This window comes from Paenibacillus sp. D51F (genome assembly GCF_053345695.1).
In genome coordinates this window covers 18,258-34,313 of record NZ_JBKFAO010000012.1, presented here as the reverse complement: position 1 = coordinate 34,313, position 16,056 = coordinate 18,258, and the positions used below count along the sequence as shown (strand labels likewise).

The following is a 16,056-nucleotide window of genomic DNA, read 5'->3' as shown; positions in this document are numbered from 1 at the left end:
CGCCTTGACGATCCTGTGAGCTTTCATAACCGCTCCAGCAGCCGGATGCTTCTGCGCTTGAGGTCGCTTCCTTCTATTTCCGTGCCGATGCAGGAAGGGCATCCGTCCTTGCACGGGCATCCGGAAATCATGTTCAGCGCCGCGTCCCGGACCTCGTCGAACCGCTTGTACACCTCGTCCGCCAAGCCGATGCCTCCCGGATAGTGATCATATACGAATATCGTCGGCAGCTGCGTATGCGCCGCCTTGATCTGCGGCACGACATGGATGTCGTTCCGGTCGCACATCGCCAGGACGGGAACGATATGCTTGAGCACATGGGCGATGCCGAGCAGGAGCTGCTCCAGCGTCTTGGCGCCGATATCGTCGTCGACCTGCCTTATCTCGATCCAGGCCGAAGACGTATGCAGCTCCTCCTCGGGAAGATGGATCGGCCCCGATCCGATATTCTCGAACGTCGTCATCTTGATCTTCTTGAAGATCGTCGGAATGGCATTGACGGTGACATCTCCGAAGTGCAGGGAACCATCCTGCCGCTCCTTCGTCTTGTCGATTTCAAGCACCTTGAGGTTGATGGCGAGATTGGCGTCGGTATAATACTCCACGTCCACTTCGCGCACGTAGGCTTTCTTGTGGTCCCAATCGAGCTTCTCCACCTGGAACTGGACGCCCTCATGAAGGTAGATCGCCTCGTCATGCAGCAGCGTCATGGCGCTGAACCGGTCCATCTCCCCGATGATCCGCACGTTCGCGACGTCGGACTGGTCGACGATGACGACATTTTCCTGGGAAGCGGAGCGCAGGCTGATGCCGCTCGCAGGGAACGACTGGTTAGCCCAGTAGAACGTATCGGCGTTTTTGTGCAGGACGCGCTCCTCCACCAGATACTCCATGATGTCGCCGACATCCAGCGGACCGTACTCCTCGCTTTCCTTGAAGGGCAGCTCGTACGCCGCGCATTTCAAATGATCGACGAGGATGATCAGATTTTCCGGGTTGATCCGGGCCGCTTCCGGACTGCGCTCGAAAAAGTAGTCGGGGTTGTGCACCATGTACTGGTCGACCGGCGTCGATCCGGCAACCATGACGATCAGCGACTCTCCATGGCGACGTCCCGCCCGGCCGGCCTGCTGCCAGCTGCTGGCGATGCTGCCGGGGTAACCCGTCATGACGCATACCTGGAGCTGTCCGATGTCGACGCCGAGCTCCAGCGCGTTCGTGCTGACGACGCCGAGAATATCGCCGCTGCGAAGCCCCTTCTCGATCTCGCGCCGCTGGTTCGGCAGGTAGCCGCCCCGATAGCCGCGGATCGACTTCGGGCCGATCTCTTTCTTCACGAGCTCCTGGATGTGGCTCAGGATGATTTCGACCCGGACCCGGCTTCTGGCGAAGATGATCGTCTGGATCTTGTTCTTCAGGAATTCCTTGGCCAGGTTGTTGACCTCGACGGTCGCGCTCCGCCTGATATTGAGCGCCTGGTTGACGACGGGCGGATTGTAGAAGACGAAATGCTTCCGCCCCCTCGGAGCGCCGTTGTCGTCGATCAGCCGCATCGGGCTGCCGGTCAGATGCTCCGCGAGCTCCCGCGGATTCGCGATTGTCGCCGACGTGCAGATGAACACCGGATTGCTGCCGTAAAAAGCGCAAATCCGCTTCAGCCGCCGGATGACGTTGGCGACATGGCTGCCGAATACTCCGCGATACGTATGCAGCTCGTCGATGACGATGAACTTCAGGTTCTCGAACAGGCTGACCCACTTCGTATGATGAGGAAGAATGGCGGAATGGAGCATGTCCGGGTTGGTGATGACGATATGCCCGGCCTTTCTCACGAGCTGCCGGATCGCCGGAGAAGTGTCTCCGTCGTACGTATAGCTTTTGATGACGATGCCCATTTCCTGGATGATTTCGTTCAGCTCGCTCTTCTGGTCCTGGGCGAGCGCTTTGGTCGGGAAGAGATACAGCGCCCGGCTCGAATCGTCGTCCGCGATCTGCTGCAGCACGGGCAGATTGTAGCAAAGCGTCTTGCCCGAGGCGGTCGGCGTCACCGCGACGACATTCTCCCCTTTGCGGACCGTCTCGTACGCGCTGCTCTGATGAGTGTACAGCTCCGCGATGCCCCGCTTGCCGAGGGCGTCCTTGATCCGGGGGTCGACGCTCTCGGGCATCGGCCGGGTCCGCGCCTCCTGCGGCTCGATTTCATGCCAATTGGCTATATGTTCATTTCCGCGCAGTTCCTCGATCAGCTCGGAAAGAGTTTTCTTTTTCATCATGATGCTGTCACCTCTTCTAGTGACATTTTAGCGAATATCTGTTCGTTTTGCCAGAACAATAGAAAGAGGTTCCCGAGAGAGACGGGAGCTTGGAGCTTCCTTCGGCGCTTCAAACCATTCGTGCCCTTTATATTTAGCATCATTAACTATTAATATAGGCAAATATAGGCTCGATTTTCTCCGTCCGCAGAGACATCAATGTCTTTTTGCCACGCCTCGACAGCCTTCCGCATCGGAATGCGCAGGACACGGCTGAATTCGGCTTGATTCGGCGCCGGGACCGTCTATATCCAGCTTTATTCAGCTTCAGAACCCGCCAGCTGCCAGCTGCCCCTGGCGGTCCGGATTCCGCCTGGCGAGAACAGCGCTGCATCCGCATCCTTCTGGGGGCAGACGAGCCGTCGATAGGCAATAGGCCATTTTCCGCCGATACGGAAAATGGCCGTTATTGGAACCTTATAGACAATGGCATCGCGGCAGTCTTGCCGCCTTCCGGCTCAAATCCAGCAGGAGCCCTCCGGCTCCTCCTCACCCTGTCTGGGGATAGGTACGGTCAAAAGGTCGGCTCCCGCATAGGATTCTGCAAATATGCCGCGCGCCTCGGCGACCAACGCTGGCATGTCCTCATCGCGGTAGCGGCTGCTGAAATGCGTCATGACCAGCCTGCGCGCGCCCGCTTCAGCGGCTGCGGCAGCCGCCTGCAGCGTCGTGGAATGTCCGTAGGCTTTCGCTTTGTCCGCCATCGCGCCTTCAAACGTCGCCTCGTGGACAAGAAGATCCGCATCCTTGGCCAAGCGTACGATCGCCGGGCAAGGAATCGTGTCGCCGAGGACCGTGACGATCCGCCCCGGCAATGCCGGCCCCAGCACGTCGCTGCTGCGGATGACGCGTCCGTCGTCAAGGGTGATGTCCTTTCCTTGCTTGAGCAGCCCGAGCTGAGGGCCGAACGGGACGCCTAATGAGCGTGCCTTGGCGGAATCGAGGGCGCCCGGCTTATCCTTCTCGACGATCCGGTACCCCCAGCTCGGCACCCGGTGGTCCAGCCTGTCCGCTTCGACGATATACAGCTCATCCTCGTAGACGACGCCGGGCGCCAGCTCGGTGATTTCGAGCTCATAGTCCAGATGCGAAGCTGTCAGCCGGAAGACAGCCTGCAAGTACTCTCGGATTCCTTCCGGCCCGAACAGACGGAGCTTGCCCGCCCCAGGGTGATAGGAGCGGCTGCTGAGCAGTCCGGGCAAGCCGTTGACATGATCCCCGTGCATATGAGTGATGAACACGGCTTCGACCTTGCTCATCTTGAGCGGAGTGCGCATCAGCTGATGCTGGGTCGCCTCTCCGCAGTCGAACAGCCACACCGAGCAGCGCGGCTGCGGAAGCGTCAGGGCAACGGAAGTCACGTTGCGCAGGCGCGAGGGCCTGCCGGCGCCGGTTCCCAATAATGTCAGTTCCATTTATGGAGGCTCCCCCTTCCATTCCAATTCCTTATGCCTTGTCGACGTTGAAATATTTGGCTTCGGGATGGGCGAACACCATCGCGGACACGGATGCTTCCGGCTCCATCATGAAGCCCTCGGTCAGCTCGACGCCGATATCCTCGGGATGCAGAAGCTCGAAGAGCGGACCCTGGTCCTCCAGATTCGGACAAGCCGGGTAGCCGAACGAAACCCGGACGCCCTGATAACGAGCGCCGTGGCGCTGCTTCATCGTCATGTCCGGAGAATCCGGTATGCCCCACATATCCCTCATCATATGGTGGATGCGCTCCGCCATCCCCTCCGCCACTTCGAGAGCGACCGACTGCAGGGCATGGGAGCGCAGGTAATCGCCTTTGTCCTTCCAGTCTCCGGCCAGTTCGCGGACGCCTTCCCCCGCCGTCACGACCAGGAATCCGACATAATCCATGATGCCGCTGTCTACGCTCTTCAGATAATCGGCCAGGCAGAGGTAAGGCTCGACCTGCTGGCGCGGGAAGCTGAAGCGCTTGAGAATCCGGGAAGGATCCTGCGGATCGTACACGACGATATCGTTGCCTTCCGACTGGGCCGGGAAAAACCGGTACATGCCGTGCGCCCGGATAATTCCTTCTTTAACCGCTTCATGCAGAATGGAATCGACTGTATCCTTCAGCTGCATCACCTTGGGCTCGCGGGCCGCCAGCAGCTCCTCCACCTTGCCGCGCACGCCGAGATGATGGCCGAGCAGCATCTGCATGTTCACATAAGGAACGATATGCGGGATAGGGACGTTGCGCAGAATATGGCGGTCCAGATCCGGCGGCAAATACACGGGAGCATCGCGGTTGATGGAAGAACGGACCGCGCGGGTTTGCTGCGGCAGCTCCGGCTTCTCCTCCACGGCGACGGCGCCGCTGGCTTTCGCTTCGGCATGCTCTTCATCCATGCGGGCGCGATGGTGCTTGTCCATCAGCTTGTTGGCGAGGTCGAGGCCTTCCATGGCGTCCTTGGCGTAGAGCACCAAGCCGTCATATTCCGGACCGATCCGCGTTTTCGTGAACTTGCGGGTCAAGGCGGCTCCGCCGACCATGATCGGCACGTCGATGTCGGCATTGCGGAGATCCTGGGCCGTGATGACCATCTGCTGCGCGGACTTCACCAGCAGACCCGAGAGGCCGATGGCGTCCGCCTTTTCCCTGCGCTGGGCTTCGATCAGCTGTTCCGGCGGCACTTTGATGCCCAGGTTGACGATATGATACCCATTATTGGAAAGAATAATTTCAACCAGGTTTTTGCCGATGTCATGCACGTCGCCCTTGACGGTGGCCAGGATGATCTTGCCCTTGACCGACGACTCGGTCTTCTCCATGTGAGGCTCGAGATGCGCGACGGATGCCTTCATGACCTCGGCGCTCTGAAGCACCTCGGCGACGATGAGCTCATTGTTGTTGAACAGCCGTCCGACCTCGTCCATGCCTTTCATGAGCGGGCCATTGATGATCTGCAGGGCGGAGTATTTGCCGAGAGCTTCGTCCAGATCGGCGAACAATCCTTCCTTGGTTCCTTCAACCACATAGGAAGCAAGCCGCTCTTCCAGAGGCAGATTGGATACCTTCTCCTTCTTCTCGACCTTCTTCTCGCGGAATGCGGCGACAAAGGCGGCCAGCGTCTCGTCGTTCGTGCGGTAGATCAGATCCTCGGCCAGCTTGCGCTCATGCTCGGGAATGGATGCGTACCGTTCCAGCTTCTCCGTATTGACGATCGCGTAATCGAGGCCCGCCTTGGTGCACTCGTACAAGTATACGGAGTTGAGCACCTCGCGTCCGGCTTCCGGCAGCCCGAAGCTGATGTTGCTGATGCCGAGGATCGTATGGCATTTCGGCATCGCCTGCTTGATGAGCCGGATGCCTTCGACGGTTTCCTCCGCGGATCCGATGTACTGCTCGTCGCCCGTTCCGACAGGGAACATGAGGGGATCGAAAATGATATCTTCCGGACGGAGGCCGTATTTGTTCACGAGCAAGTCGTAAGACCGCTTGGCGACCTCGAGCTTGTCCTCCCTCGTGATGGCTTGTCCGCGCTCGTCGATCGTGCCGACGACGACTGCTGCCCCGTAGCGGTGGATGATCGGCACGACCTGCTCGAATTTCTCCTCGCCGTCCTCCAGGTTGATCGAGTTGATGATGGCTTTGCCTTGGCTGTATTTGAGCGACAGCTCGATGACCGCGGGATCGGTCGTGTCGATGACGAGCGGCGCCTTCACAAGCTTGACGACGATCTCGAGGAACTTCTTCATGTCCTCGCTTTCGTCGCGGTCCGGATCCTGGAGGCAGACGTCGATGACATGGGCGCCCTTCTTGACTTGGGCGCGGGCGATTTCAGCCGCTTCCTCGTATTTGCCTTCCACGATGAGGCGCTTGAATTTGCGCGAGCCGAGCACGTTCGTCCGTTCGCCTACCATGTAGGGACGGTTGTCGGATTCGATGTAGACCGTCTCGATGCCGGACACGGCTGGAGGATGATTGCCGCCGCGGCCGCGCGGCGCGTATCGGCTCATCGTTTCCGCCATCGCCCGGATATGCTCCGGAGTCGTGCCGCAGCAGCCGCCGGCGATGTTCAGCCAGCCGTTCTCGGCGAATGCGCCCATCTTGAGCGCAAGCGACTGGGGAGATTCATGGTAATGGCCGTTTTCGTCCGGAAGGCCCGCATTGGGATAACAGCTGACGGCCGCCAGCGAGATATCGCTCAGCGTGCGGATATGGTCGCGCATGAATTCCGGACCGGTCGCGCAGTTGAGCCCGATCGAGATCGGATTGAGATGCTCCAGGGAGATGTAGAAGGATTCGATGTTCTGGCCGGCCAGCGTCGTGCCCATCGGCTCGATCGTGCCGGATATCATCAGCGGCAGCGTCTTTCCTGTCGCCTCGTAGGCGTTGCGGATCGCGATGCTGCCCGCCTTGACGTTGAGCGTATCCTGGGATGTCTCCAGCAGCATGCAGTCGACGCCGCCCTCGATCAGGGCGACCGCTTGCTCGAAATAGCTGTCTACCAAGCCTTCGAAGGTGACGCCGCCTGTCACCGATAGCGTTTTCGTCGTCGGACCGATCGCGCCCACGACGAAACGGGGATGCTCGGCGGTGGAATACTTGTCCGCCGCTTCCCTCGCGATGCGCGCTGCCGCGAGATTGATCTCCCGGGCCCGCTCCGGAATGTCGTACTCGGCGAGAACGATGCTCGCTCCCCCGAACGTATTCGTCTCGATGAGATCCGCTCCCGCCTCCAGGTACTGCTCATGGATGCTGCGGATGACCTCCGGCCGGGTCAGCACGAGCATCTCGTTGCAGCCCTCCAGCTCCTCGCCGCCGAAGTCTTCGGCCGTCAGATCGACCTGCTGGATCATCGTGCCCATGGCCCCGTCCAGTATCAAGATGCGCTTCTCAAGCATTTCCTGCAAACTTGGCTTCGACAATCTTCTGCACCTCTCCGTCAAAAATCGTTATCCTTTAGTCTATCAGATGAACGCTGGAGTGAAAAGAACTGTAATCGACAACCCCCGAAAGTTGATTTATAATAGAAATTAGCGATATATTCAATTCATTTCAATGGGAAAAGAGGGAATTGCCGATGGCTGAAATCCGCATCCGCAATACGAACGAACGCATTTCCGGCGATGAGCATGTGAAAGCATTTTTGGATTCCCAAGAGGTGCTTTACGAGCACTGGGACATGAGCAAGCTCGACGCGTCCCTGCAGGAGAAGTTCACCCTGAGCGACGACGAAAAAGCTTCCATCCTGGAAACGTTCGACTCCGAAATCCGCGATCTGGCCGGCCGCCGAGGCTATCAGATCTGGGATATCATCACTCTGTCCGAGTCGACGCCGAATCTGGACGAGCTGCTCCAGAAATTCGAGAACGTCCACACCCATACCGAGGATGAGATCCGCGCCATCACAGCCGGCAAAGGCATCTTCATCATCAAGGGCTCCGACGAAGTCGGCTACTTCGACGTCGAGCTTGAAGCCGGCGACGTCATCTCCGTGCCGGAGAACAAGCCCCACTTCTTCACCTTGATGGATAACCGCAAGATTGTCGCGGTACGCCTGTTCATCGAGAAAGACGGCTGGATTGCTCACAACTACTCCGATCCTGAATTCCAGAAAGCTTGATTGCCGGCGCCAAAAAGGCTGCCGCCCGTCGACTTCGATTGAAGACGACAAGGGCGGCAGCCTTTTTCTTATGGGATGATGATTCCAATCGCTGATTCGCGATGCCGGCCGCGTTCCCGCAGCCTGTCGCTCGGGACGCGGATGCTTGCGTGCATATCGGAACCGTCTTGCGACGCCTTATGCAAGCAGCGGAATGAGCTGATCCAATCTCGTAATTTCATGGCTGGGCACGATTTCCGGATTTTTCGCCTTTCCGCCCCGGTTGATCCATACCGATGTCATCCCGATCGTGTTCGCTCCGAGAATGTCGGTCGTAAGCTTGTCTCCGACCATGATGCCATCCTCCGGATCCACTCCGAGCAGCTCAAGCGCATGGCGGAATATGCTTGCATCCGGCTTGCCTTTGCCGTAATTGCCGCTGATGACGATCTCGTCGAAGTAGGAGGTCAGCTCGGGCACGCCGAGCAGCTTCTCCTGCTGCAGATCCGGGGATCCGTTTGTAAGCAGAAGCAGCTTGTACTTGCCTTTGAGGGCGTCCAGCACCTCGAAGGTCTCCTCGTATACGATCGGCCGCTCGCGGCGTTCCTTCGGGAAGCGCTCGGCAAGCTCCGCTCCAAGAGACGGATCGTCGATCCCGACGGCCGAGAGGCCGCGGGTCCAAGCATCCTTGCGGTAGCCTGGAGCCAGCTGCTCCAGCTTGCGGAACGATTCCAGCTCCCCCTCCGAAAAGCGGGCCCACAGCCCTTCAAGCGGATTGATGCCGATTTGCTGCGTGAACGGGAACGTTTCATAAGAGCTGTACAGCTCTCTCGCCTCCCGCTTCACCTCCGCCTCCAGACGCTTCGGATCTGCGCCGGACTGCTGCTGCGCCCATTCGCAAGTGGCCTGGAAAGCTTCGTCCACGCTCCGCTCATCCCACAGGAGCGTATCGTCCAGATCAAACAATACCGCTTTCTTCGCCATCTCTCTCTTCCCCTCGAACCATTATGTCCATGCTGACGGCTGCAAGCCGGATGTCATTTCTGCGTAAAAGGAATGCCGTTGCGGGCGGCGAACTGCTCCAGGCTGACCGCCATCCGGTCCGTAGGATAACGGTTCAGCACCCGGGAGAACACCCAGTTCGCCCCTTTGACCTGCTCGATGACGACATAGCTTTTCATGACCGAGATGCCTTTGATGGCTTCTTTATTCAGACGCTTGTCGCCGGTCATGCGGCGTGTCTGCACAAAATCGGCTCCGACCGCCAAATAAGGGCGCCGCAGGAAGAACATCAGGGCCAGGAAGACGTACATCGCCACGACGATCCAGTTCCAGTTCGTCGCTCCTTCATCTTTTGGAAGGATCAGCACATACAAGGCGACGAACAGCACGAGCATGATCGGGGAGATGTAGTTGCGGCCTTTGAACCGTTCCGTACGATCCCCGGACGCCGCGGGCTTGATGGCGGTCTGTCCCCTCTTCTTTCTAGTGGCATTGATCTGCGCCGAATTGCGGCGTACTTTGCGTTCCCAGGAACGAGACAATAGGGTCACCTCTGCGATTGATTTTGTTGGCCTTGTCAGGGCGGCTTGTCCATATACGCAGGCGGGGCGCCTCCCGTTTCGCGCGGAGACGCCGACGGCCGCCTGTCAGAGAGGCCTGCGGAACTTCTCCAGGAATCGCGTCGGATATTCCGAAGGAAGGCGGCTCGCCTCGTCCAAAGCAGCAAATTGCTCCTTCGTCAGCTCCCAGCCCGCGGCTCCCATGTTTTCTTCGTACTGCGCGTAAGTGCTCACTCCGAAGATCGGCGACGTGATGCCCTTCTGCTGGATGAGCCAGCGGAGAGCCGTTTGCGCCGGCGTCTTGCCGGCTTGCGCAGCGACCTCCATCAAGACGTCCAGGATGCGGAAGTTAGCATCCGTATTCCGGTATTGCCAGGAGCTCTCGCCGGCATTCGCGGTCAGCCTGCCTTCTGTCGGCTCCTGGCGCCCGTAACGGCCGGTCAGGAAGCCTCCGCCGAGCGGCGCCCATGGAATGATGCCGACGTTCTCCTCCAGGCAGAGAGGCACCATCTCCCGGTCCATCTCGCGGTTCAGGAGGCTGTATTGCGGCTGCACGCTGATGAAGCGCGACCATCCCCGGCTGTCGCTCATGGCGAGCGCCTTCATCATCTGCCAGGACAAATAGTTGGAGCATCCTATGTATCTGATCTTGCCGGCGGAGACGAGATCGTCCAGAGCGCGAAGCGTCTCCTCCAGCGGCGTCGCATGATCCCATACATGGACCTGATAGAGGTCGATATAATCGGTGCCGAGCCGCTTCAGGCTCGCTTCCACGTTCTGAACGATATGCTTGCGCGACAGTCCGGCTCCGTTGATATGCTCTTCCGTCTGCATGCGGACCTTGGTGGCCAGCACATATTCGTCCCGATTGCCTGACATCGCCCGTCCGACGATCTCCTCCGATCTGCCTCCGGCATAGACGTTGGCGGTATCCAGGAAATTGCCGCCCTCGCCGCGAAAATGGTGGATCATGCGAGTCGCTTCTTCTTCAGATGTCGTATTGCCGAACATCATCGTTCCGAGACACAGCTCCGAGACGGCCAGCCCGCTTTTGCCGAGCAATCGGTATTCCATTTTATTGGCCCCCCTTGTTCTCGTCATCCACCCATTCAATGGTGTCCAGCTGCTGCTTGAAATTGCGCTTGAAATTGGCCAGATACTGCTGTCTGAGCTGCGTCCGTTCTATGACTTCCTCAGGCGTCAGCCCGACAGATTTGTGCTTGCGGGAAAGCTCGTTGATCCTCGCGATCAAGGTATCGATATCCACTAGTCGTTCACCTCTGTTCCTTGACGTTTCCTTCTAACTTTGAACTACGGAGAAGAGCTTGTCAAGAAAGCCAAAAAACCCCGGCGATGTCCGCCGGAGCTGATACCTATCGAGATGGAATTAGACTCTACCAAGCAAGCTGAAGCTCTAAAAGAAGCTGTTCAAGATTGCTTGGGAATGATCAAGGTCTGTCCCGCCTGCAAATCGGAATCCTTCAGCCCGTTGCGCTCCTTGATCATAAATACGCTGCGCCTGATGTCGTTGGAAAGGCCGGAATTCCCGGCGATGGACCATAGAGTGTCGCCGCTCGTCACCGTAATTGTAAGCTCGCCTTCAGCTGCGGGGGGGATGAGAGATGAGCTCGCTCCGGAAAATCCCCAGAAGCTGGAGAAGATCAGAAGGAACAGGAGGATTGACGCGGCATAAGGAAGCAGGCGGCGCAGACGGCTGTTCCCAGATGGCTTTGCAGAGCCAGCGGAGGAACGGGTGATGAAACTGGAATCGCCAGCGCCTGCTCCAGGACGGAAGCATTCCTTGAGATAAATATGTTCCTGCTTCTGCTCTTGCCTGCGGACCGTTGCCTTAGAGCCGCGCTCCGGCGTGCTATATCCAGATAAAGTCATCATGACCGTTCACTCCCCAAACGTTTGTTCTTATTCACAGAATAACACGAACATTTGTTTTGGTCAACGTTTATTTGGAACGTATGTTCGCAGGACGCGCATGCCCGATGCGAACGGCTGTTTCTCGAACTTATGTTTGTACGAACTCGGGTTCTGTGCTATACTTTGCCTACATATTTCTTTCTACTAATTTCTAGTTTTGGAGTGATTGCGATGTCTAAAGTGTCCAACCGCCAGCAGGCCATTCTTGACTTCATCAAGAACGAAGTCCGGGACAAAGGCTATCCACCTTCAGTACGTGAGATCGGCGAGGCGGTAGGCCTGGCATCCAGCTCCACGGTGCATGGCCATCTGGACCGCCTGGAGAAGAAGGGCCTGATCCGCCGCGACCCTACCAAGCCGCGCGCCATCGAGATCCTCGACGGCGACGATGCCGCCATGCTGCCCTTTCCCGTCTCGATCAGCCGCGTTCCCGTCGTCGGCAAGGTAACGGCCGGAGTGCCGATCATGGCGACTGAGAACATCGAGGAGTACTTCCCTTTGCCGGCTGATTATGTCGGCGACCACGAGGTGTTCATGCTGAGTGTCGTCGGGGAGAGCATGATCGAAGCGGGCATACATAATGGCGATTACGTCATCGTCCGCCAGCAGCCTTCCGCCAGCAACGGCGATATCGTCGTGGCCATGACGGAAGATGACGAAGCGACGGTCAAGACGTTCTACAAGGAACGCGACCATATCCGGCTTCAGCCTGAGAACTCCTCCATGGAGCCGATCCGGCTCAAGAATGTGACGATACTCGGCAAGGTAATCGGATTGTTCCGCAATCTTCACTGAGGCTTGTCCCTTTCCGGCGAATAGGAAGTCTCTTCCATTACCCCCATGCTTCCGGCTTTATTCAGCCATTCGCGCACTCTGACTGAGTGCGCGTTTGTTTTTCAAAGGTTCTTATTTTTCGCTGCTTTTCGCATGCTCATTGGAACTTTTCATGGAAAAATTCGTTCCGGTAGATATGCTTGGAGCCAGGGTATTGAAAACTCATGTAGAACCCGAAAGATTCAAGATGAATTCCGGTCAAGTGCCGGCTTCGCACATAAGGCCTGATCAATCGACGGAACCTTTCCTCCTGCCCGCTTCGAATCAGAACCGCCGCCTCCCTGGCGAAGATCCCGCTGCCGGCCAACTGCCGGTAGAGCGGCAGCACGGCCTCCGAAAGCCTGCGGAGCATGGCTGCAGAGAAAGCGGATTGCGCCGTTCCGGGAGGAATGGTCGTCGCATTCGTGTACGTCTGAACAGGCGGCGGATATTTGAAGTCCACGAAGAAACCGATGCCGTTCGTACTGAACGAATTGACCGGCGCAAGCGGAATCTCCTCCCTGAACAGCTTCAACAGCGTGTCGAGATCCGCCGCTCGTACAGCAGCGCTCCATTCCTCAGCGAATGGACGGCTTCGAACGAACCGGGCGTATAGCGGCAGCATGCTGGAGGCTGTCCGCGCAAGCACGATTCCCGACACCCGAGCCCGCGGCTTTGATTGTCTTGCCACGCTCTTCCCCCCTGTGGACCGGATCAGGACCGCAATCCTCCGGCAAGATGCCTATGAGTATGAGCCTATGCCCTCTCAGATTGTCTGAGAACAAAGAAAAAACGGCTTGTCCGACAGGACAGCCGCTGTTAAAGGCCTATAGAGTGCGAGCAAAGCAAGTATCGAGAGCGCAATGCTGCAGCGGCGGATACCGCCGATCACACCAATTGTTGGAGTCCCTTATCGTCTGCTCCGTTATGTTACAACGGTTTTGTCATGAATACGCTGTTCGGGTCCTCCGCATAGTCGGCGAACGGTCCGCATTCAATGAAGCCGAAGCTCTCATACAAATCCCGGGCCGGAACGAAAGCAGCCATGGTGCCCGTCTCCAGGCTTATCCGAACGTAGCCCCTTCGTTTCGCTTCCCCGATGATATGTTCAAGAAGCTTTCGCGCAACCCCTTTCCTCAGATGCCTTGAAGCCGTCCTCATGGATTTGAGCTCGCCATGACTGTTGTCCAGCTCCTTGAGAGCGCCGCAGCCGAGCAGCTCATCCCCCTCCCATACGCTCCAGAACGTAATTTCCGGTTTCTTCAAACCGCTGAGATCCAAGGCATGCATGCTTTCAGGCGGAGAATTATCGGCCATCGCCTGCAGATGTTCCCCGATCAATGCCTGGATTTCAGGTCCGTTCAAGTCGTCCACGGTTATGCGCATCATTCGCTTTCTCCCCTAACCAATCCGTTTACCGTATTATATCGGCGTTCAGCCCAGAAAAATAGGGAGATGCGGAAAGAAAATGTTCCTCTTTTACGCCTTGCTTTTAGACCAGGCTGGCTGATCATCAGCGGCATGTATGCGTTCATTGCAATCTCGGCAGCTTCCGAACGCATCCGATCGGGTTTCCTTGTATCGTTGTTCCAATTCGCGCTCCGATCGCCGGCAACCGCATCAGCCTCTGCCTTTCTAAAGGTTCCTGTCCAAGAGCATGCCTACTTGTTCTGCTATGCTTTGAGAAGAACCGGGTATTTCTTTTTTGAAATACGACTCCACAATACCTACTACAGCCGCACCAAAAAACTGCAGAACCACCTCTTTGCTCAGACCGGCATTTCTCCCTGCCGCAGCATCCACTTCGCTTTCTAATTCCTCGATGACGAAATCAAGGAAGCGGCTCCGAAAAAAAGGGGCTCCTTTGCTCGACAACATGGCCGAAAAGAAGGAATAGTGCCGTTCAAAATAGTCGAACCAAAGTGAATTCCCTTCTGCAAAAGACAGATCGGATCCGACTGCGCACAGCTTTCCAAGCTCGCCGATATGCTCTTCGATTAATTGATCCAGCAAGTCATACTTGTCCAAATAATGATGATATATAGTTCTCCGGCCAACGTTCGCCCGGTCAGAAAGATCTTGCATGGTGATCTCATCAAAGCTCTTCTCTGATAGGAGTTGAACAAAAGCATTCTTGATGGCTTCTTTAGATTTCAGTATTCTTCTATCCACGGTCGACACTTTAGCCATCACCATACTTTTTTTGGAATTTACCGCACATTTCACATCGCCTTGTGCAATAAGGCGCAAACGCAGCCAGATTGATCCTTGCAGAGAGTTATCTGCCATCTTATATTATACACATATGTGCGATATCGCACTATCATGCAGTTTATTGCACGACTTGCTACACCAGCTTACACAATAAACTAGACCAGGAGGCAGTCATTATGTCGGAACAAAAAGTATGGTTTATTACAGGTGCAGGACGCGGCATGGGGGTTGATATTGCAAAGGCAGCCTTGGCAGCGGGACATAAAGTCATTGCTTCCGGACGCAATACAGATAGAGTCAAGCAGGCAATCGGAGATGACGAAAATCTGCTCGTTGTCAGATTGGATGTTACCAGCCTTGAGGAATCCAAATCAGCCGTACAGGCAGCCGTTGAGCGTTTCGGCACGATCGATGTGCTTGTCAATAATGCGGCCAGCTTTTATGCAGGCTTCTTTGAAGAGCTGGCCCCGACGCAAATCCAGAAGCAACTCGACACCAACCTCATCGGACCGATGAATGTTACGAGAGCCGTTCTTCCCGTCATGCGCAAAGCTCGCTCCGGACATATTATTTCCATCTCTTCGCTCGCAGGCATCGTCGGCCAAGACTTTTGCGTGGCGTATTCGGCTTCGAAATTTGGCCTTGAGGGCTGGATGGAGTCTCTCCAGCTGGACGTCGCTCCATTCGGAATCCACACCACCATTGTCGAGCCAGGCTTCTTCCGGACCGAGCTGCTTGAGCCGGAGTCGACCATTTGGGCCGAGCTGAGCATTGACGATTACGCCAGCCGCACAGCAGCAACGCGCTCCGGATGGGAAGCAATGAACGGGAAACAAAGCGGGGATCCATCCAAGCTTGCCCATGCGCTGCTTACCATCGCCAGCGAGAAGCAGCCTCCGCTGCGCTGGATTGCCGGCGCAGATGCAGTCGCTGCTATTGAGCAAAAGGTGAATGAACTTCAGAAGCAGATCGATGCTTATCGCGGCTTGTCCACGTCTCTGTCTTATGAGTAAGTGAAGGAAAAACATTTAACAGAGGAGAAATCAAGGATGGCAAAATATGAAGAAGTAAAACATGGAGTTATCTTTCCCGTTGGAGAAAAAAATGAAGCCTATGCAAACTATTTCATAGGCCAAAGTTATCTCAAAACCTTGATTGCCGACCCTAAAGTAAATGTCGGTGTCGGGAACGTGACCTTTGAACCCGGATGCCGGAATAATTGGCATATCCATCGGGATGGATTCCAGCTTCTGCTCGTTACGGGGGGCGAAGGTTAGTATCAGGAAGAAGGGAAGCCTGCTCAACGGCTGAAAGCCGGCGATGTTGTCGTTACTCATGATGGCGTAAAACATTGGCATGGCGCGGCAAAGGACAGCTGGTTCGAGCATCTTGCCATTACGGCCGGCAAGCCGGAATGGCTGGAGCCCGTATCGGATGAAGTTTACGAAAAGGCATCCCAGTAGAGGCTTCATGGTTGAGTTTGAAACGACAAAGCCCGCTGACCATTTGGTCAGCGGGCTTAAATTTTGCATGGAGAATTCAGGCGCATAGTCACTATGAGCGCAGCGATCGGTTCATGCAGCGACTCGGCCATTGGCACGGCGTCCCTGCCGCCTCAGCCGTTTGCCTTCGCTGCTGCCATTCGAGCACTCTGGCTGC

Annotated in this window: 14 protein-coding genes and 1 pseudogene; 4 read left to right on the top strand and 11 right to left on the bottom strand. The window is 56.7% G+C overall.

Going from position 1 to position 16,056, the window contains the following annotated elements:
• Positions 1-23: 23 nt before the first annotated feature.
• From ACLBWT_RS18975 to metH, 3 genes are all read right to left on the bottom strand, one after another.
• A complete protein-coding gene (locus tag ACLBWT_RS18975) occupies positions 24-2,270 on the bottom strand; it encodes a DEAD/DEAH box helicase (RefSeq protein ID WP_447664757.1) in 2,247 nt (748 codons plus the stop codon).
• A gap of 500 nt (positions 2,271-2,770) precedes the next feature.
• A complete protein-coding gene (rnz, locus tag ACLBWT_RS18970; protein ID WP_447664686.1) occupies positions 2,771-3,727 on the bottom strand; it encodes a ribonuclease Z in 957 nt (318 codons plus the stop codon).
• 31 nt (positions 3,728-3,758) lie between these two features.
• The gene (gene metH / locus ACLBWT_RS18965; protein WP_447664685.1) at positions 3,759-7,199 is read right to left on the bottom strand and encodes a methionine synthase; all 3,441 of its coding nucleotides are present in this window, start codon (positions 7,197-7,199) and stop codon (positions 3,759-3,761) included.
• A gap of 155 nt (positions 7,200-7,354) precedes the next feature.
• Here metH and ACLBWT_RS18960 point away from each other — a divergent pair, with 155 nt between their 5' ends.
• A complete protein-coding gene (locus tag ACLBWT_RS18960; protein ID WP_447664684.1) occupies positions 7,355-7,897 on the top strand; it encodes an acireductone dioxygenase in 543 nt (180 codons plus the stop codon).
• Positions 7,898-8,074: 177 nt separating this feature from the next.
• On the opposite strand, the gene ACLBWT_RS18955 is transcribed toward ACLBWT_RS18960, so the two are convergent.
• The 5 genes from ACLBWT_RS18955 to ACLBWT_RS18935 form a co-directional block, all read right to left on the bottom strand.
• On the bottom strand, positions 8,075-8,860 hold the full coding sequence (locus ACLBWT_RS18955) for an HAD family hydrolase (RefSeq protein ID WP_447664683.1): 786 nt from the start codon (positions 8,858-8,860) through the stop codon (positions 8,075-8,077).
• A 53-nt stretch (positions 8,861-8,913) separates the two neighbouring features.
• Entirely contained in the window at positions 8,914-9,429 is a 516-nt protein-coding gene (locus tag ACLBWT_RS18950) for a hypothetical protein (protein WP_232312963.1), read from the bottom strand.
• A 96-nt stretch (positions 9,430-9,525) separates the two neighbouring features.
• Complete coding sequence (locus ACLBWT_RS18945; protein ID WP_447664682.1) at positions 9,526-10,512, bottom strand: aldo/keto reductase; 987 nt, start codon at positions 10,510-10,512, stop codon at positions 9,526-9,528.
• Between the two features lies 1 nt (position 10,513).
• Positions 10,514-10,705 (bottom strand): DUF896 domain-containing protein, encoded by a 192-nt coding sequence (locus ACLBWT_RS18940; RefSeq protein WP_447664681.1) that lies wholly within the window; start codon positions 10,703-10,705, stop codon positions 10,514-10,516.
• A gap of 161 nt (positions 10,706-10,866) precedes the next feature.
• Positions 10,867-11,331, bottom strand: coding sequence for a LysM peptidoglycan-binding domain-containing protein (locus ACLBWT_RS18935; RefSeq protein WP_447664680.1), 465 nt, complete (start codon positions 11,329-11,331; stop codon positions 10,867-10,869).
• 210 nt (positions 11,332-11,541) lie between these two features.
• On the opposite strand from ACLBWT_RS18935, the gene lexA reads away from it, so the two are divergent.
• Positions 11,542-12,165 (top strand): transcriptional repressor LexA, encoded by a 624-nt coding sequence (gene lexA, locus ACLBWT_RS18930; protein ID WP_447664679.1) that lies wholly within the window; start codon positions 11,542-11,544, stop codon positions 12,163-12,165.
• Between the two features lie 136 nt (positions 12,166-12,301).
• Here lexA and ACLBWT_RS18925 read toward each other — a convergent pair whose 3' ends face one another.
• The 3 genes from ACLBWT_RS18925 to ACLBWT_RS18915 all read right to left on the bottom strand — a co-directional run bounded on the left by ACLBWT_RS18925 (position 12,302) and on the right by ACLBWT_RS18915 (position 14,364).
• Positions 12,302-12,874 carry a hypothetical protein gene (locus ACLBWT_RS18925; RefSeq protein WP_447664678.1) on the bottom strand — a complete coding sequence of 191 codons (573 nt, stop codon included), beginning with the start codon at positions 12,872-12,874 and terminating at the stop codon, positions 12,302-12,304.
• A gap of 239 nt (positions 12,875-13,113) precedes the next feature.
• Positions 13,114-13,569: a GNAT family N-acetyltransferase gene (locus ACLBWT_RS18920; protein WP_447664756.1), complete on the bottom strand. Its 456-nt coding sequence runs from the start codon at positions 13,567-13,569 to the stop codon at positions 13,114-13,116.
• Between the two features lie 249 nt (positions 13,570-13,818).
• Positions 13,819-14,364, bottom strand: coding sequence for a TetR/AcrR family transcriptional regulator (locus ACLBWT_RS18915; protein WP_447664755.1), 546 nt, complete (start codon positions 14,362-14,364; stop codon positions 13,819-13,821).
• Between the two features lie 80 nt (positions 14,365-14,444).
• Here ACLBWT_RS18915 and ACLBWT_RS18910 point away from each other — a divergent pair, with 80 nt between their 5' ends.
• Positions 14,445-15,410 carry an SDR family NAD(P)-dependent oxidoreductase gene (locus tag ACLBWT_RS18910; protein ID WP_447664677.1) on the top strand — a complete coding sequence of 322 codons (966 nt, stop codon included), beginning with the start codon at positions 14,445-14,447 and terminating at the stop codon, positions 15,408-15,410.
• A gap of 36 nt (positions 15,411-15,446) precedes the next feature.
• Positions 15,447-15,860, top strand: a pseudogene (locus tag ACLBWT_RS18905) (cupin domain-containing protein).
• Positions 15,861-16,056: the final 196 nt, after the last annotated feature.